The organism is Pseudoflavitalea sp. G-6-1-2 (assembly GCF_012927185.1).
Classification (GTDB): Bacteria; Bacteroidota; Bacteroidia; order Chitinophagales; family Chitinophagaceae; genus Pseudobacter.
In genome coordinates this window covers 1,326,939-1,345,560 of record NZ_JABBGB010000001.1, presented here as the reverse complement: position 1 = coordinate 1,345,560, position 18,622 = coordinate 1,326,939, and the positions used below count along the sequence as shown (strand labels likewise).

Annotated in this window: 16 protein-coding genes; 7 read left to right on the top strand and 9 right to left on the bottom strand. The window is 45.8% G+C overall.

What is annotated here, in order from left to right; all coding sequences use genetic code 11:
• Positions 1-425: 425 nt before the first annotated feature.
• Positions 426-938 carry a hypothetical protein gene (locus HHL16_RS05670; protein ID WP_169424163.1) on the bottom strand — a complete coding sequence of 171 codons (513 nt, stop codon included), beginning with the start codon at positions 936-938 and terminating at the stop codon, positions 426-428.
• Between the two features lie 695 nt (positions 939-1,633).
• Here HHL16_RS05670 and HHL16_RS05665 point away from each other — a divergent pair.
• The 3 genes from HHL16_RS05665 (at position 1,634) to HHL16_RS05655 (ending at position 6,391) form a co-directional block, all read left to right on the top strand.
• Entirely contained in the window at positions 1,634-3,772 is a 2,139-nt protein-coding gene (locus HHL16_RS05665) for a ComEC/Rec2 family competence protein (protein ID WP_169424162.1), read from the top strand.
• Positions 3,773-3,892: 120 nt separating this feature from the next.
• Complete coding sequence (purH, locus tag HHL16_RS05660) at positions 3,893-5,413, top strand: bifunctional phosphoribosylaminoimidazolecarboxamide formyltransferase/IMP cyclohydrolase (RefSeq protein WP_169424161.1); 1,521 nt, start codon at positions 3,893-3,895, stop codon at positions 5,411-5,413.
• A 33-nt stretch (positions 5,414-5,446) separates the two neighbouring features.
• Positions 5,447-6,391 carry an EamA family transporter gene (locus tag HHL16_RS05655; protein WP_169424160.1) on the top strand — a complete coding sequence of 315 codons (945 nt, stop codon included), beginning with the start codon at positions 5,447-5,449 and terminating at the stop codon, positions 6,389-6,391.
• Here HHL16_RS05655 and HHL16_RS05650 read toward each other — a convergent pair.
• From HHL16_RS05650 to mutY, 7 genes are all read right to left on the bottom strand, one after another.
• The gene (locus HHL16_RS05650) at positions 6,379-7,701 is read right to left on the bottom strand and encodes a polysaccharide deacetylase family protein (RefSeq protein WP_169424159.1); all 1,323 of its coding nucleotides are present in this window, start codon (positions 7,699-7,701) and stop codon (positions 6,379-6,381) included. The two genes, HHL16_RS05655 and HHL16_RS05650, sit on opposite strands and share 13 nt — an antisense overlap.
• A 189-nt stretch (positions 7,702-7,890) precedes the next feature.
• Positions 7,891-9,273, bottom strand: coding sequence for a LutB/LldF family L-lactate oxidation iron-sulfur protein (locus tag HHL16_RS05645; RefSeq protein ID WP_169424158.1), 1,383 nt, complete (start codon positions 9,271-9,273; stop codon positions 7,891-7,893).
• 5 nt (positions 9,274-9,278) lie between these two features.
• Complete coding sequence (locus HHL16_RS05640) at positions 9,279-9,878, bottom strand: DUF3109 family protein (RefSeq protein ID WP_169424157.1); 600 nt, start codon at positions 9,876-9,878, stop codon at positions 9,279-9,281.
• Positions 9,879-9,946: 68 nt separating this feature from the next.
• Positions 9,947-10,528, bottom strand: a complete 582-nt coding sequence (gldD, locus tag HHL16_RS05635; RefSeq protein ID WP_169424156.1) for a gliding motility lipoprotein GldD — start codon at positions 10,526-10,528, stop codon at positions 9,947-9,949.
• A complete protein-coding gene (gene gldE / locus HHL16_RS05630; RefSeq protein ID WP_240965811.1) occupies positions 10,525-11,874 on the bottom strand; it encodes a gliding motility-associated protein GldE in 1,350 nt (449 codons plus the stop codon). The genes gldD and gldE overlap by 4 nt, the downstream gene beginning before the upstream one ends.
• A gap of 101 nt (positions 11,875-11,975) precedes the next feature.
• A complete protein-coding gene (locus HHL16_RS05625) occupies positions 11,976-12,425 on the bottom strand; it encodes a single-stranded DNA-binding protein (RefSeq protein ID WP_169424155.1) in 450 nt (149 codons plus the stop codon).
• 137 nt (positions 12,426-12,562) lie between these two features.
• The gene (gene mutY, locus HHL16_RS05620; RefSeq protein WP_169424154.1) at positions 12,563-13,633 is read right to left on the bottom strand and encodes an A/G-specific adenine glycosylase; all 1,071 of its coding nucleotides are present in this window, start codon (positions 13,631-13,633) and stop codon (positions 12,563-12,565) included.
• Positions 13,634-13,934: 301 nt separating this feature from the next.
• Here mutY and HHL16_RS05615 point away from each other — a divergent pair, with 301 nt between their 5' ends.
• The 4 genes from HHL16_RS05615 (at position 13,935) to HHL16_RS05605 (ending at position 16,995) form a co-directional block, all read left to right on the top strand.
• A complete protein-coding gene (locus HHL16_RS05615; protein WP_169424153.1) occupies positions 13,935-14,255 on the top strand; it encodes an HU family DNA-binding protein in 321 nt (106 codons plus the stop codon).
• Between the two features lie 25 nt (positions 14,256-14,280).
• Complete coding sequence (locus HHL16_RS25295; protein WP_169424152.1) at positions 14,281-15,129, top strand: tetratricopeptide repeat protein; 849 nt, start codon at positions 14,281-14,283, stop codon at positions 15,127-15,129.
• A gap of 41 nt (positions 15,130-15,170) precedes the next feature.
• Positions 15,171-15,266, top strand: coding sequence for an AURKAIP1/COX24 domain-containing protein (locus HHL16_RS24945; RefSeq protein ID WP_218827573.1), 96 nt, complete (start codon positions 15,171-15,173; stop codon positions 15,264-15,266).
• A 175-nt stretch (positions 15,267-15,441) separates the two neighbouring features.
• Positions 15,442-16,995, top strand: coding sequence for an Rne/Rng family ribonuclease (locus tag HHL16_RS05605; protein ID WP_169424151.1), 1,554 nt, complete (start codon positions 15,442-15,444; stop codon positions 16,993-16,995).
• Between the two features lie 220 nt (positions 16,996-17,215).
• Here the strand turns inward: HHL16_RS05605 and HHL16_RS05600 are convergent, their stop codons facing one another.
• The gene (locus HHL16_RS05600) at positions 17,216-18,604 is read right to left on the bottom strand and encodes a RagB/SusD family nutrient uptake outer membrane protein (RefSeq protein WP_169424150.1); all 1,389 of its coding nucleotides are present in this window, start codon (positions 18,602-18,604) and stop codon (positions 17,216-17,218) included.
• Between the last annotated feature and the right edge of the window lie 18 nt (positions 18,605-18,622).

Below are 18,622 nucleotides of genomic sequence, written 5' to 3'. Positions count from 1 at the left end.
TTAACTTGGACAAATAACATATTGAGTATGACAAGAAATGGATAAACCCAAATTGCAATAAGAATTGCTCTTCTTTTAGCTTTGCCACCAATGCCACTTCTTATATAGAATAAATAAAAATCTACTGATAAGATCCCAAACAGATTATATAAAAGGACATTCCGTATACCAGCTTTCATCATAAGGAAACCAACTACCTCTAAAACTGCTGTAATGAATAGAAATAAGGGAAATAGTTTTAATGCAAATGATGTATTCTTTTGAAAATAGATACTCAATGATATTAGGAAACAAATAATTTCGAGTATGACGGAAGGGGAAAGACTCATTTGGAATCTAATATACTCTAAATCCACTTGACTTCTTATAAATAAAAAGACCTTTACAATTAATATGTAAAGGTCTCAAGTAGATTACTTCTGTGACTATATTATTGTAAGCCCCTTTTCACCCCGATCAACGATAGTAATACCAAGACCACCGAAACCATCATCATCTCCCTCAGTCATTGGTTTCTTCGTTCCGCACCAAATAGGACAAATTGATCCATAATTATAAGCCAGGATCTCTGCACGATCTTCAGCCTGCACATATACATTTTTCTCCGTATAACCGCCATCTTCCAAATCGGTATTCTTAGTCGCTACAAACACCACAGTTTGCTGCTTAGACATCAACGGATTTGGCGCATAATTCTCCGGATAAACGCCAAAATAAAGTCTAATTCCATTCGCACCAGAGCGTTTCGCCTTCGCAATAAACTCTTCCAGCTCCTCCAATGTATATCTAACGCTTAAAGTATCTTCTTTGCCGATCGATTCACTGTTCTGCCTCCATCTCTCCTGTTTGTAATTACGAATCAAAGTGTTTACATGGTTAGTATCAACGTACTTGCCAACTTTAGCTACTTGTAAGGATTTTGTTTCAATCGCTGTCATAGTCAGGGGGGTTTAAAATTGAATATTTGAATTACGAGTGTAAAAGTATACCCGTAACCAGACAGCATTTCGGCTACAAATGAGTGTTAGTCAAATGATTACAAATTAACATTATCCATAAGGTGAAGTTATTCAACGTTTCAAGTGGTTAGAAAACTCAAAAATACGTTTAAACAATCGCTATAATACCGTAAAAACAACACGGAAATACACCGTATAAAAACGGGGCATTTCGCACCGTCTTTTCAACGTCCAAAAACCCGTACCTAATAAAAGCAGCATTCTGCCACAGACTCCGGATTTTGTCTGATATTAGATACTGGAGAGTTGCTATCATCCCGTTTTTCAAAGTCCAATACTCCTGTGAAAGCCCGCCGACAGATTTCCTCAAGTTCTTGGCACTAACAAAACTTGAGGAAATTTTTTTCAAAGGGTTTTCCGATATCCGTAAAAAACCACGCTGTCGCACTAAAAATTATTAAACCAACCATTGGCCTTATCCTTATCCTTTTCTTTTTTTCTTTTTCGGGTTAAGCTGGTATCTAATGTTCTGAGCTATTGAATCTCAACCTTTCTTATAGTTTAGTATATTGCCCCGCCTCAAGCGGGGTATAACCAGCTTCCGTATACTCCCATTCACTCCCCATTCTTTCAGGTTCAGCATCATCTTTTAACTCAAACACGTTTTGTTTAGTATGATCGATGCACCCATTCTTGCCTGGAAACAAGCTCCCTTCCTACGCATGCTTATCCCTGCTGTTGCAGGCATCATTATTCAGCATTACTGCGATCTGCATTGGTGGTTTGCCATAACGCTGGCACTCATTTCAATCGGAGTATTGCTGCTTCTTCCCAGAGCGTCTATCGCAGTATTGTTCAGATTCAGGCCCGTACTTTCCATTGCCAGCATCCTGTTGCTTTTTTCCGCAGGCGCGCTGCGCATGCAGCAAACAATGACTTCCCTGCAATCACCTGCCCTGCCTCGTATTTCCGACACCCTGCATTCATTTACTGCTGTAATTCAGGAACCACTGTCTCAAAAGAGCAATTCTTTAAAAACTGTAGTAGCAATTCGACAGATTCTTGATGAAAATCAACAACCCGCTCCCTTCCAAACCCGCATGCTGCTTTACTTTCAGAAGAACAGCATCAAAGCTGCCCAGTTAAAGTACGGGGCTGGCATTGCTTTTCACAAACGAATATCACCCGTGAAAGCAACGGGCAATCCCGGTTCTTTTAACTATCAGGAGTACCTGAAAAAAGAAGGAATTCATCATCAGGTTTTTCTCACAGATGCCGACTTCATCATCACTGACCGACCCATTCAGCACCGTGAAATCTTTCGAAAACATCTATTCGAATTGCGGGACAGAATAATCGGCATCCTCTCTACCCATATACCCGGAGCAAAAGAAGCTGGCCTCGCAGAAGCGCTGCTCATCGGCTATAAAGATGATCTCGATAAGCAGCTCATTCAATCCTACTCCAACACCGGAGTTATTCATGTGATCGCTATTTCAGGATTACACCTCGGCATCATTTATCTGCTGCTCGCAGCCATCTGCAAGCCACTTGCGAACAAAAAATCGATGAGGATCTTGCGACCGGTATTCATCATCTCCGGCCTTTGGTTGTTCTCCATCCTTTCCGGCGCCTCGCCCTCTGTGCTGAGATCGGCGGTGATGTTTTCCTGTCTCGCCATCGGCGACAGCCTGGTGAAACAGACATCCATTTACAACTCTCTGGCTGCATCCGCTTTTCTGCTCCTATGCTACAACCCTTACTGGATCTGGGATGCAGGCTTTCAGTTGTCTTACACTGCCGTGCTCAGCATAGCACTGTTTCAGCAACCCATCTATCAGTTGCGCAGCTTCAGCAGCAAGTGGAAGGATACCATCTGGAAACTTACTTCCACCACACTCGCTGCCCAGATACTCACTTTCCCTGTTAGTCTCTTTCTGTTTCATCAGTTCCCTGTATTCTTTTTGATCACCAACCTCATTGCCATTCCGCTATCGAGCATCATTCTGCTTGGAGAGATATTCCTCTGTCTTGTTGCTTTCATTCCGTTTCTTGCAAAGGCCACCGGCACGCTGCTCGCCTGGCTGATCAAAGGCATGAACATAGTTGTTGAAACGATGGATACCATACCGTTTGCCAGCATCACCAACCTGCAGCTCAGTCTGACGCAGGTTTATATTTTGTATGCTACCATTGCAGCAATGAGCATTTGCTTTTTGCGCAAACAGAAGCGGGCGCTTGTTGCTGCCATTATTCTGATGATTGTGTTCTGGGGCATCGGAGCTTTCAATGCGTGGATGAGAAGCAAACAGCAACTGATTGTGGTGTATCACCTGCAAAAGAAAACAGGCATCGACTGCATTATGGGTAACCGGTTAGTGGCAGCTGGTGATACTTCAACAGAAACCGATTTCAATTCCTGTTACTACACCCTGCTGCCCGCAAGAAATTATTATGGAGTAACGAAGGCAGATTCTTTACCCGGACTTCAGCGCTCGGCACATTCCATTCAAATGGGAAACCGATCGGTAGCCATCATCGACAGCTGTTTTGCAGCAAAGGATTTGCCTGCTGACGCCGGTTTTCCGTTCCGGCACCATATTCCGCCCACTCCGGTAGATCTGCTGCTGATCTCCGGCAACCCAGCTGTGGACCCCATACTGCTGCTGAACCGACTCCCCTGCAAAACCCTGGTGCTGGACGGCTCCAACAGTTTCCGAACCGTTCAACACTGGAAATCCCGCTGCCGGCAACTCGGAATCGCCTGTTATGCAACTATTGAAAAGGGCGCTTTTGTTTTGAATGCCTATTGAATTACCTTTGCGCCTTCTTTTAAAACACCCTCGCAGAAAGTATTGCCAATCAGTCTTCTGCCTTATCGGGAGCCTACGATTGCTTACCTGCATCCATTTTCGAACGCATCAATCAATGTTATGACCAAAAAAATTCAATCAGCGCTGATCTCCGTTTTTTATAAAGATGGCCTCGAGCCTCTGGTTCAGCAAATGCACCAACAAGGCATCACCATCTATTCAACTGGCGGAACACAGGCCTTTATTGAAAAACTGGGCATTCCCGTGGTGCCTGTAGAAAATCTCACTACATATCCTTCCATTCTCGGAGGACGTGTGAAAACACTGCACCCATCTGTATTTGGTGGCATCCTCGGTCGTCGTGACCTCGATACCGATGTGCAGGAAATGGCGCAGTACAAAATCCCTGAGCTGGATCTCGTGATCGTAGATCTCTATCCATTCGAGGAAACCGTTGCCAGCACTACCGACGAAAAAGCTATCATCGAAAAGATCGATATTGGCGGACCATCCATGATCCGCGCCGCAGCCAAGAATCACAAAGACGTGGTAGTGGTTGCAGCAAAAACAGACTACGCTTACGTAGAGCAACTCATCCGCGAGCAATCCGGAAGCACCACGCTCGAACAACGCCGTCAGCTCGCTGCCCGCGCCTTCGAGATCGTTGCCCACTACGATGTAGCAATCTCCAAATATTTCAACCCAACGCACGAAGCGTATTTTCAAGAATCATATCCTAACCCACGCAGCCTGCGTTATGGCGAAAACCCGCACCAGAGCGGTGTTTTCTACGGAGATCTCAACAAGATCTTCAACCAGCTCAATGGCAAAGAACTTTCTTACAATAATCTTGTTGATGTGGATGCTGCCGTTCAGCTGATCGACGAGTTCAGCGGCGACAACTCTGCAGTGTTCGCTATCATCAAACACACCAATGTTTGTGGTATCGCATCACGCGCAACTGTGAAAGAAGCATGGGATGCCGGTCTTGCCGGTGATCCTGAGAGCGCATTCGGCGGTGTATTGGTTTGCAACAAAACCATCGACAAAGCCACAGCCGATGCCATCAACGAAATTTTCTTTGAAGTACTGATCGCTCCCGCATTCGACGAGGATGCACTCGCAGTGCTCCGTTCCAAAAAGAACAGAATTCTGCTGCAACAGATCAGCACGCTGAAAAAGAAAGAAGAATATAAAGCCGTTCTCAATGGTGTGCTGGTTCAGCAAACCGACGAAGGCAATTACAGCAAATGGGAAGATGTAGGAGGAAGAGCAACCACAGAAGCAGAGAAGACTGACCTCATTTTTGCCAACCTCGTGTGCAAGCACCTCAAGTCGAATGCAATCGCATTGGTGAAGAACAAACAACTGATTGGAAAAGGATGCGGACAAACCAGCCGTATCGACGCTCTTCGCCATGCCATCGAAAAAGCTAAGCAATTCAATTTTGAACTTAAAGGCGCCGTACTGGCCAGTGATGCTTTCTTCCCATTCAATGATTGCGTACAGATCAGCCATGCCGCTGGTATCGAAGCATTCATTCAGCCGGGAGGTTCTGTTCGTGATAAAGATTCTATCGACTATTGCGTAGAACACAAGCTGGCAATGGTGATGACTGGCACGCGCCATTTCAAGCACTAGGAGTTCTTCGGTGCACACCCTTATCTATAAACCATGCGTGCATCTATAAAATTAAAGGCCCCGCGTCTTCAACATAAAGGCACCCATTTCTGGGCAGTTGCTGCCCTGATATGGGTGTGCTTTTTCTGGGGTACCAACTGGGTGGTATCGCGAATCGGCGTTATGCATATGCCTGCATTGCAGATGTCGGGCATCAGGCAAACCGTAAGCGGACTCCTCTATATTGCATTTTTCCTCATCAAAGGAATGCCGCTTCCCAAAGGCAAAGAGTGGGGACCGATTCTGGTTCTCAGCCTTCTCAATATCATTCTCACCAATGGCCTCACCACATGGGGCGTGCAATATATTCCTGCCGGACTTGGGGCTATCATGGCCGCCACTTTCCCGCTCTGGATTGTTGTGATACATCTGGTGTTCTCCAAAATAAAACTTCCCATCAAGGCCATTGTTGGCCTGCTGCTTGGGTTTGCAGGTGTCTGCTGCATCTTCTATGAGCACCTGGCAGACTTCTTCAATCCGGAATTCCGTTTCGGCATTCTCATTTCTTTCATCGGTTCATGGAGCTGGGCATTGGGAACATTGTACACCAAGCAACAGGCCACGGTTTTCAATCCGTATTTCAGTTTGGGTTTGCAGATGCTCATCGGGGGGATCTGTCTTACAGGCGTATCTCTGGCAACCGGAAAAGCTATTCCATTTGCCGATATCCCCTGGCAATCGTGGTGGGCTATGGCCTACTTATGCATCGTTGGTTCGGTAATTTCATTTGCAGCCTACCTCTATGCCTTGCAACGTCTGCCAACAGAGCAGATGAGCATTTACGCATATATCAATCCGATAGTAGCTATTTTGCTGGGGGCAATTATGTTCGATGAAAAGCTCACGATCTTCATTGGCATCGGTGGCGCCATTATTCTGGTGGGTGTGAACATGATCAACCGGGCATTCAGGAATCAGCCGGAAAATCAGTCGCAGTAAGCATCCCAGTAAACCGTTTCTTTCATAAACAGTTCAAACATTTCTCTCCAGCCTTTGAAATCTGCATCTGTTCCGAGGATGGAATTGTGCCAGATGGTGATGAGTACCCCATTCACTTTTTTTACTGCTTCATAGAATTGAAGCAGTTCTGCATAGGCCTGCTCAGGCGTATACTTTTGCTCGTAGTATGCATTCGCATCCATGAAGCAGAACGGGAATATCATCAGTGTGGTAGCATCTTCCTTTTCGAGATCGTACCAGTAGAAGGAGGAGCAGGCAGATGCCCTGAAACCATTGATGGTTCCATATCCCATGGAGAATTCTTTCTGAATGCCGAGATTCAGAATTTGCCGGTATGTTTTGGGAAGTGTAAATCTCAGATAATGTTGACGGCTGTGGATGATGGCTCTGTCGGTTACTTCTTCCATCCATTCCAGTTCCTGCTGAAATAAAGAAGCATCATCGCCGCATTGCCAGCTGGGATGCAATCCTACTTTGTAGCTCGCCGCATAATACTCGATCAGACTCTTGAACTGCCTTACATCGAGCGGTGTATTCTTATCGTAGCCGAGTTGCTTGCGCGCAACTAAGAAAAAGTAATACGGTTTGAGACGGCAGTAGAGATGCAATGCATCGAGCCATTCGAAGCAATCGAAAGGATCTTTTTGTTTTCCGCGAAGCACCAGCCAGCGCGTTTTCATCTGCTGCCAGTTGCCTTGCTTCAGGCTTTTGGCAAATCCTCCCACGGTTCTCTTAAACCCTTTATGCCTGTAGGAGTAGGCCATATCGATATCATAACTGAGGATGCATTTGAAATTCTTTCCCTTGAAGCGCAGCTGGGGAAACTTCTGCTGCAATGCTTTCCGGAAATCATCGAGCCAAATATTCACCAATGGAAGATGTAAAAAACCTTCCCGAAAAGCCAGTGAATTGGTATGGGCATAACGGCCATACATATCCTTTTCATGGGGATGATATTCTTCGTAGCGGCTCAGCAAGTAGAATGCTGCGGCAAAAATGTCGAATGGAAAATCGCCCGATGTTTCAAAGAAAGCTTTGTTGCCATTCACTTCAAAACACTGGATGTTTTGTGAAGTGATCCCTTTCTCGAATAACAGATCGGTATGTTTTATGAAAAACTCATTCTCCGAAAACGCTTGTGCAGAGTAGTTTATACGCGGCTGTGTGCTCGCATTATACCCGGCCCGGCTCGAAGTAACTTCAATCGGTTCGTCAAATAATTCGCGTCCAATGAAGTCGACAATGTATTCCAAACGGGGTGTAACAGTATGGGTGTAGAGCAGCAGCATCAGTTACACAAAATATAAAAGTGTGTGGATAATCCTACAGGAGTATTGAAAAAAGATAAGTTAATCACGTCGTCCTTGCTTTAAATCAAGAACAGTTGAACTTGTTCAATTAAAAACATTACACATACTATGGTTACCCGCACCCATAAAGCCTTTCAGATGTGATAACCCGAAGTGTAATTGACGGATTTATTTCTTCGGTTCGTACTTCTCTTTCCAGAGTTCGTTGAATGTTTTGGCGGGGAAATCGAGTGGGGCACGATGTGCGGTCCACCCTTTGAACATTTTGTTCACTGCCCAGTTCTTCATTTTCTGATTGCCCATGTTCATCATCTTACGGCTGAGGCTGGCTTTCTTCCATATTTTCCAGGCGAACTTTTCCGAGAAAGTAGCAGCGCCTTCTTCAACAGCTTCGTGTCTGTTTTCGAGCAACAGTTCATGGAGATTGATCTTCACGGCGCAAACCTCGGTACAGTTTCCGCAGAGTGATGATGCGTAGCTGAGGTGTTTCCAGTCTCCCATCTCTTTGAGCTGAGGGGTGATCACCGATCCGATAGGTCCGCTGTAAGTGGTGCCATATGCATGTCCGCCAATGTTCTTGTACACCGGGCAGGCATTGAGACAGGCACCGCAACGTATGCAGTAAAGGCTTTCTCTTGTTTTTTCGTTGGCGAGAATATTGGTGCGGCCATTGTCGAGCAGTATCACATACATATCTTCCGGACCGTCCACTTCATTCGCTTGTTTAGGGCCAGTAACGATGGTGTTGTACACTGTGATGCGTTGTCCTGTTCCGTAAGTTGCGAGCAGCGGCCAGAACAGTGCGAGATCGGTCATGCTGGGAATGAGCTTTTCGATTCCTGCAATCACGATATGTGTTTTGGGGAATGAAGCGCTTAATCTTGCATTGCCTTCGTTCTCCGTAACAGCGATGCCCCCGATATCTGCAATGAGGAAGTTTGCTCCGGTGATTCCGATCTCAGCTTCCACATATTTTGTGCGGAGCTTTTCGCGTGCGATCAGGGTGAGTTCGCTGGGACTGAGATTGGGAGCGGTTCCCAGCTTGTCGTAAAAAAGTTTGGCAACATCTTCCTTGCTCTTGTGCATGGCAGGTGTTACGATATGATAGGGAGGTTCTCCATCCAGTTGCTGAATGTATTCTCCGAGATCTGTTTCAACGCTTTCGATGCCTTTCTTCTCCAGGTAATCGTTGAGATGGATCTCTTCGGTTACCATGCTCTTGCTCTTCACAATGGTTTTGCAGTTCTTCTCTTCGCAGATCTTCATCACGGCTTCGAGGGCTTGTTTGGCATCTTCTGCCCAGATCACTTTAGCTCCTCTGCGGGTGATGTTCGACTCAAATTCTTCGAGATAGGTATCGAGCATTTCAATGGCACGCCATTTCACATTCTTGGCTCTTTCGCGTGCGAGATGCACATCGTGGAACTGTTGTTTGCCAACAGGCACTACTGCATCGTAACGGCTGATATTGAAAGCCACCTTGCGGCGATGTTCAAGGTCAGCAGCCTTGATGGTGCTCTTGGCCATGAATGAAGAAAGGATATCGCTCATTGTTGCTATGCTTTTTTGTTAGCGGGAAAATAATCCTGTGCTACCTTGGCAAGGGCTTCGTAGAAGGCTTCGCCATATTTACGGATGATGGGCTCTTTCAGAAACTGGTACACGGGCACTTTCAGTTTCTTGCCGAGTGTGCAGGCGGGTTTGCAGAGCACCTCACGGGGTTCATAGTTCATATGGTCGTATCCGCCGTTGCGGCCGGTCTTCTGGATAATGGGATACAGGTGGCAGCTGATAGGTTTCTTCCATCCGATCACGCCATCGTAGTAAGCCTGCTCGAAAGCGCATTTGATGGTGCCGTTTTCATCGCGGGTGCCGTATACGCAGATCTCATTGTCGTTTCCGAGGGTTGGTGTAACCCATCCGAATTCGCGGTGGTAAACGTATTTGCCTTTCTTCTCTATTTCAGCGATGCTGGCTTCGGTGAGGTAGGGCTTTATTTTATCGTAAAGGTCTACCATCAGTTCGAGTTCGGCTTCTTCGAGCGGAGCGCCGGCGTCGCCTTCTTCACAGCAACCACCCTTGCATTTGGAGAGGTCGCATACAAACTGTTCCTGCGCTATCGCGTCGCTGATGAGAACATTGTCTACTGCAATCACACTATTGAGTTTTATAGCGCAAATCTACGGAATTCTGCATTGTGCTGGCAGTCTAAGGGTTACGCCCTTTATTTCCACTTCAGGCTGTTGATCAGGTGTTTCATGTCTTCCTGCAGAAAATTATTCACTACCGACAGTGAATCTTCATTCGGTGTGGCATCGAAATAGAGTGCTCCGCGAAGAAAGTTTTTGGTGGAATCGGACAGAAAGAATTGCTTGGCAGTAGCAGCATTGCCTCCTACTTCAAAGAAAATACCGGAAACATTGTTATTGGTTCGCATAACCGAATCCGTTATTTCGGTGGCTTTGGAAGTATGCTTATAGGTCATGGTATAAGCATCGTTCACCAGTTGAGTGAAGTTGTTTTTACTGATCTGTTTGTAACTGATATAGATGCGGCCATTGAACCGTGGGAAGTCTATGTTAACCCAGTATGGATTCTCAGGCTGGGCTTCGAAGTACGTAGAATCCTTTACCACACTGGCATACACGGGATATTCGAATGTGTAGGGATAACCGGGTTGATCAAAAACACGGTACTCATGTTTGGGAAAATCGATTCTGAAATATCCTTTTCGCTTGGGTGTAAACTCACTGTTACAGCTGATCACAAAAAAGGCAATGAGGCTGAGGAGGGCTACTGGTTTCATATTACGTGTGGGTTCACCACTACTTTCACTTTTTTGATACGGTTTCGGTCTATTTCCTGAATAAGGAAGTCGAAGTCTCCCACATTGATGGTGTCGTTTACTTTGGGGATCTCACCGGCGAGTTCGAGTACGAGGCCGGCGAGCGAATCGCTTTCACCTCTTACTTTGTCGAAGGTATCGGCGCTGAGGCCCATTTCGCGGCAAACGTCGTGTATCATGGTGCTTCCTTCGAAGAGGAAAGTATGGTCGTCTATTTTTTTGTTGCTGCTTTCTTCTTCATCGAATTCGTCTTTGATCTCTCCTACAATTTCTTCCATTACGTCTTCGAGGGTGATGATGCCGCTGGTGCCTCCAAATTCATCCACCACTACAGCGAAGTGAATATGTTTTTTCTGAAATTCTCCGAGCAGGTCTTCGATATACTTCTGTTCGTGCACAAAATAGGGCTGACGCAGCAATGTATGCCAGTCGAAGGTTTCAGGCTCTCTGAGATGCGGAATGATATCTTTTGTGTGCACCATTCCCACAATATCGTCCAGACTTCCTTTGTAAACGGGAAGGCGTGAGTAATGAAGTTCCTGCACTTTCTTTTTCAGGTCTCCGAAGCTGGTTCCGTATTCCACACCGCTCACATCGAGGCGGGTGCGCATTACCTGCTTAACGGTTATTTCAGCGAAAGAGTAGATGCCTGCTAGTATCTTTTGTTCGTTCTCTTCAAGCACTGTTGCACGGATTTCTTTTTCGAGTTGCTGCTGGCTGTTGGCGCGGGCGGTATTTCCGCCGAAGGCCTGCTCAACACTGTCGGATAGGCTGATTACCCATCCGCCTACTCTTCTGAAAATGTAGTAGAGCACTTCTACCAGAAAGGAAGTTTCGTAGGCAGAGCGCAGGTTATTCTGAGTGGCCCTGATCTTGGGAAGCACTTCTCCGAAGAGGATGATGAGCGAAGCGATCACCACCACTTTCACCAGATAGCGAAAGAAAACAGGCCAGAAGGTTAGTTCGGCATGTTCAAAAACAAGTATCTCATCGATGAGGTAATTGCAGAGGATGATAATAGCGATATTGATGAGTGCGTTGGCAACCGTGAGAGATGCCTGCAGATTGCGGGGATCTTCGAGCAGGGTTGCGATACGCTTCCAGCCTGCATCCTGCTTGGTTTTAAGCATATTCACATCACGGTAAGTGAGTGAAAAGAATGCCAGTTTTGCTCCCGATACCAGAAAGCTCAGTACCAGCAGCAGCAAGATAACTACTCCCTGTATTGTTGTGGATTGAGCGCTCACTGCCAGCATGATGGGCTTGAACGCGAATCCGGAAAAAAGCAGCGTCGATAGGTTATCCAAATCAAAGGGTTTGAATGATCAATAGCGTGCACCACAGAACAACGGCGTTGATAGTGGCCTTGTTGTGGACGTAAAGATATTACTTGTATCGGAAAAGGGGATCAGAAGGGCAGGTCCTGCGATGGCTCCTGCATGGGTGGTGGGGGAACATCGTGATTACCGAAACCTTCAGCGCTGTCGCCATGGGGAGGTGTATGCGGGCTCTGTGCGTTGCTGTCAGAGCGTTTGTCGAGCATGATAAGGTTGTCTCCCACCACTTCTGTGGCAAATTTCTTGTTACCTTCTTTATCTTCCCAACTACGTGTGCGCAGGCGGCCTTCGATATACACCAGGCTTCCTTTATGCAGGTATTTCTGTGCCAGTTCTGCTAATCCGCGCCATAGTACCACCGTATGCCATTCTGTTTGGGAGATAAGCTTACCTGCCCTGTCTTTGAATGTTTCGGTTGTGGCAAGCGGGAATTTGGCTACTGCGATATTACCTTCCAGGTACTGTACATCCGGGTCCCGTCCTAAATTTCCTATTAGCATTACCCTGTTTACACCGCGCATAATAGTAAGTTTGAGTGTTAATAATCGCCTGTCGGTTTTTAATTGCTTTTAAAGTTAATTTTTTTCAGAGATATTATCACAATTATTTGGCCGCTCTACGGGTTAACATGGATGCGGGTTAGATTGTTTTTCTGCTGCTAAAATAATCGTGCCGGGGAGGATGTTTCCTGCAGGTACATATTGATGAATTTCGGAAAAGGATAGGCCGCTAATTGAGCCTGTGCTACGGAGAAGTAACCCGAATTGTCGGGCAGGGGTTTCGATGCATGAACAGTAATAAACTGTCCATTAATGGTTTGATGGGTGAGTTGCTGCTTGTACATCTTACTGATATGCTGAACCGTGAACGGGTTATCATGAAGCAGATCTTTCAGAAAGGGAAGATCCTGAAATGCTGTATCGATGGGGCCTTCAGCCTCCAGCAGCACAAATTCGTGGAGGTTTTCCCAGATATCCCTGCCGGTTCTTTGCCTGATGTACATGCAACCTTCGGATACGATAATAAAATAATACAACCACCTCGTACTTTTCACCAGCGTTTTTTCTTTCACGGGCAGTTGCTTAACCAGGTTATGCTTATATGCTTCGCATTCGGGGTTCTGAATGCAGGTTGCGCATAAGGGTAACTGAGGTTTGCAGATCACGGCGCCGAAATCCATGATGGCCTGATTGTAAATGGCGGGTTGCGACGGATCGATCAATGCCTGCGCCAATTCCTGGTACAATTTTTTCCCTGCTGTTGTATCGATGGGAGTAGAGATGCCGAAGTAACGTGAAATTACGCGCTGCACATTGCCATCGACCACGGCTCTGTTTTCATTGAAGGCAAAAGATGAAATGGCAGCTGCGGTATATGGGCCGATTCCTTTCAGCTCTTTGATGGTATCGTATGTGGAAGGAAATACACCTTTCAGCTCCTGCGAGATTTTTTTGGCGGAGGCGATGAGATTTTTGCAGCGAGAGTAATAGCCAAGACCTTCCCAGCATTTGAACACCTCCTGTTCGGGGGCATTGGCAAGATCGTGAACAGTGGGAAAATTTTCTATGAATTTATGGTAATAGGCCAGCCCTTGCTCAACGCGGGTTTGCTGCAGAATGATTTCGCTGAGCCAGATCTTATAGGGATCGCGCTCACCTTTCCACGGCATAGATCGCGTATTGCTTTCTTTATTCCATTGCAATAATTTCCGGGTAAAATCTGCTTTCATCCGAAAATGGTTTTCTTTTTTGTGGTTTTTAGCTGCCGGAGATTCCCGTTTTGAACTTTCTGATACTAAGCGGAAACCCTTGCAGATGCACAAGTTATGATAAATAACTTATTGAAAATGAGTGTATCCGTAAACTTTTTAGTGTTTGGGATGTTGAAAATTCATAATCAATAATTTAGACTTTTCTTGCAAATGTGCGAATTAACATTTAATTTGGGTAAAGAATTGATTTAGTGCGGATTGCCCTAAGCGCAGTCAGTAGCCTATAAAAAATTTTTAAACTGTTTAAAAATCAAACGACATGAGAAAGGCAGACCTCGTTAACCAAATATCTGAAAAAACAGGTATTCCCAAGGTTGATGTACTGGTTACGCTGGAAACCATGTTCAAGGAAGTGAAAGACACCTTGTCCGCAGGGGAAAACATCTACATCCGCGGTTTTGGGAGCTTCATCACAAAGAAAAGAGCAGCCAAAATTGGTCGCAACATTAAGAAGAACATCGCGGTGCACATCCCTGAACATTACATTCCTGCTTTTAAACCTGCAAAAGAATTTGTTGCAGAAGTTAAAAAGTTACAATCAGTTAAAGAAGATCAACCAAACCCCGACGATGAGATGTAAATTTGCTGCCTAAAATGTCACAGACGTGAAAAAGCAGCAGCTCATCGTTGTAGGTGGCGGAGTGGCCCTCCTCTGCCTCATTTATTTTTTTGGCAGAACAGTTCCTCCTAAAAAGGCTGGAACGCCTGTCGTGGCTTCAAAGCAGGATTCTACTACTGCGATCGACATTCATTCCATTCTTTCCGCATCCAAACAAAAACTTACTGTATCCCAGCAGGAATACATTGCCCGGCTGGAAGCTTCTGTTGTTCGTGGAGATGTAAAGGAGCAGCAGATAAAGGTTTTTCGCCAGCTGGCAAACTTCTGGAGAGACTCGGCTCATGCCCTTCTTCCTTTCGCGTATTATACGTCTGAAGCAGCTAAATTGGAAAATTCTCAAAAAAACCTCACCTTTGCTGCCCAATTCTTTTTGGACGGGGTTCGCCGTCAGCCTGACCCATCCCTGAGAGATTGGATGGCCGTACAGGCTAAAGAGTTGTTTGACAAAGCATTACTGTTGGATCCCAACAACGATTCGTTGAAAGTTGGTCTGGGAAGCTGCTACCTTTTTGCGAATGTAGGAGGCAACCCGATGGAAGGAATTATGAAAATCCGTGAAGTTGCGGAGCGGGATCCCAACAATATGTACGCACAGTTCATGCTCGGAATGGGTGGTGTGGTTTCCGGTCAGGTGGATAAAGCCATTGAAAGGCTTACCATCGTAGCAACCAAAGAACCAGAAAACCTCGAAGCAGTACTGATGCTGGCTGATATCTACGAAGGCAAGGGCGATAAAGCCAATGCCATCAGGTGGTACGAAGCCGCAAAGAAAAAACTCAGCAGCCCTGAGATCATAGCAGATATTGACAAGCGTATCAAAGCGCTGAAACAATAAATAGTAAAAATCATTTATTAACTTTAATTCATTGGTGTTATATGCCTTGTGGAAAAAAGAGAAAACGTCATAAGATCGCTACGCATAAGCGTAAGAAAAGACTGAGAAAGAACCGTCATAAGAAGAAAAATCGCTAAGAGTTTTTTCTTTTTGCACAGGGCCGGCGATCACCGGCCCATTCCTTCTTCCTTTTAGCTGAACTCATTATTTGTCAATTAATCAATTCCCGCCCTATCTGATTTCTGACAACTAATACCGCTTCAGCAACCTTCCTTGTAGTGGTGATTGGTAAGACGGTAAAAGTAGTTACGCTTGAATAAGGAATTAATTATTAATGCTGCTCCCCAGGGGGTTGAAATAGCCCTATTGGAGGACAAGAAGCTGGTAGAACTTCATCACGAAAAAGCGGATGGCAGTTTTGCTGTAGGTGATCTCTATCTTGGGAAAGTTAAGAAACTGATACCCGGATTGAATGCAGCCTTCGTAGACGTTGGGTTTGAGAAAGATGCATTTCTGCATTATACAGACCTGAGTCCGTATGCGCGTTCATTGCTCAAATTCACCCAGCAAGGCATCAACGACAATTCGGCCGACGGCTTTGATTTCGGAACCTTTCAGGTAGAACCGGAGATCATCAAAACCGGCAAGATCAATGAAGTGCTCAGCGGAAAGCCCAACATCCTGGTGCAGATCCTCAAAGAGCCCATAGCGGCCAAAGGTCCCCGCCTCAGTTGCGAGATCTCACTTCCCGGACGTTTTGTAGTAATCACTCCCTTCAACGACGTTGTAGCTGTATCACGGAAAATACATTCCGCCGATGAGCGCAAACGCCTTCAAAAGATTGTGGAAGCCATCAAGCCAAAGAATTTTGGTGTGATTGTGCGTACCGCTGCCGAAGGAAAGAATACTGCAGAACTGCACGAAGACCTCAGCATGCTGGTAGAAACCTGGAAAACCATTCAGGCCAATCTTAAAGGAGCAGTTGCTCCCGCAAAGATCCTGAGCGAACAGACGAAGACCACCAGCATCCTGCGCGACCTGCTGAACGAAGATTTCAACCGCATCGTAGTGAACGATCGCAATCTCTACAACGATACCCGGAATTACATCCAGCGTATTGCACCGGAGAAAGCAGAGATCGTATCATTCTACAATAACGGATTGCCTATTTTCGATCAGTTCGGTATCACCAAACAGGTGAAAGCTGCCTTCGGCAAAACAGTGAATCTCCCCAGCGGAGCCTACCTCATCATTGAACATACAGAAGCGCTTCATGTAATCGACGTGAACAGCGGCTACAAGAGTGTTGGAAATAACCAGGAGCTGAATGCACTGGAGACCAATCTCGAAGCAGCAGCAGAAATTTCACGCCAGCTGCGTCTCCGCGATCTCGGCGGAATCATTGTGGTAGATTTCATCGATATGAAACTGCCGGAAAACAAACGCAAGCTGCTCGATGCCATGGAAGAATTCATGAAAGCCGACAGGGCCAAGCACGCCGTGCTCCCCATCTCCAAGTTCGGCATCATGCAGATCACCAGGCAGCGCATGAAACCTGAAGTGAATATCAATACTCAGGAAGTTTGTCCTACCTGCGCCGGAACCGGAAAAATATCATCCACCTTATTGCTGGAAGATGAGATCGAAAAGAATTTAAGTTATCTCATTACGCATCAGCACAAAGATCTTATGCTGGCTGTGCATCCTATCATGTACGCCTACCTTACAAAGGGAAGATGGTTCAGTTCGCGCCAGTGGAAATGGCGTTTCAAATACGGCCGCAAAGTAAAAGTGAGAGAAAACTCCAACTATCATCTCACAGAATTCCACTTTTTCGATAAACACGACGAAGAGATCAAACTCTGATAAAATAAAAAAGCCGGGCGACCATAAGGTCGCCCGGTCGTATTATATACAATGAACCAGCCCTGTACAAAGTATATGTACGGAAGTAAAGTTATAGTACCGGCAATAGCCTTACAACACCGTATTAGTAACTGTGCAGGTTGGGAAAGTAACTGTGCAAAGGCAAACAAAAAGCGTGTACCGGCTGGTACACGCTTTTTGTTTATTGTCTGAGAGAGTATTAGTTGCCGTAGCCAGGGTTCTGGCTGAGGTTCTTGTTCACCCTTCTTTCTCTGTCGGGGATGGGAAGTACCAGTTCATTGGCATTCCATGCAAAGGAACCGGTTGTTCCCATGGTTCTCTTAATATCCGGCAGTGTGAAACCTTCAAATGCCAGTTCCAGTTTCCGTTCGCGCAAAATTTTATCAAGTGTAAGATCAGCAGCATCCAGTGGATCAAGTTTAGCGCGCTCCCTGATAAGATTGATATCATCTACAGGATCTGCCCCTAAACTTTGCCCCTTTCTGAAATTGGCCTCTGCCCTTGTAAGATAGACTTCGGCTAACCTTATGATATGAACACTGGCAAATGGATTGTTGAACTTCAGCGTATAGAATACATTGGTGCGTTCTTTATCATAACTCTTTGCGCGATCATCGTTGGCTTCAAACTGATCCATGAATAACTGAGTCATATTGAGATCCCCTCTGCCTCTGAAAGATAAATAGGTGAAAAAGTCATTCACTCCATCAGTATTCGATACCTGAATGGCAAATATATCTTCCGCAGTATTGCCAATAATCGCAGCCCTGTTATCATTGATAGGAAAAGCTGCAGCATACGTTGACATCAGTTTAAATGGTCCTTCTGCATCATTTGTTTCGATAGCCCTGTTGGCAGCAGCAGCAGCATTGGTATAATCTCCCTTTTGCAGATAAACTCTCGCCAGCATGGCCTGAGCAGCTATTTTGTTGGCAAAGTAATCGCCCTCACCAGGCACTTCCAGAAGATTCTCTGCATCAGTAAGATCCTTGATCACCTGCTCATACACTGCGGAAACAGGCGCGCGTGAAGGGAGATCTTCATCATCCAGCGGTGTTTTGTATGGCTTCAATACAAGCGGTACTCCGTCGTTTTTGGTAGGATCACCATCCTGCCATGCTTTGCCGAACAACCTCACGAGATCAAAATACAAACAAGCGCGAATGAATTTGGCCTCTCCTTCCACCTTAGCTTTTTTCAGGGGCGCTACAAGATTAATATTTGCGAGTACAATATTTACATCACTGACGACGCGATAACTGTTACCCCATATATTGGTAACCTCATTATTGACTGTTTTGATATCCTTGTTGTATATGTCTGTGTAAGTTTCAAAGGTGCCGGTCCAGTCGGTCTCTCTGTTTCCCGCCAGCAATTCTCCTGCAACAAACAGGCTTCCGCCATACACATCGGCATCTCCCAAGTCAGAGTAAGCTCCGATCAGGATGGCCTCTACATCTTCACTGGTGCGCACCGCGAGCTCTTCTTCCGCATCGTTGATCGGATTTACGTTCAGTGTTTTTTCGCAGGCTGCCAACATTGTAAGTGAAAGCGCAGCCAGGCTATATATGATGATATTCTTTTTCATGATTCTGCTGTTAATTGC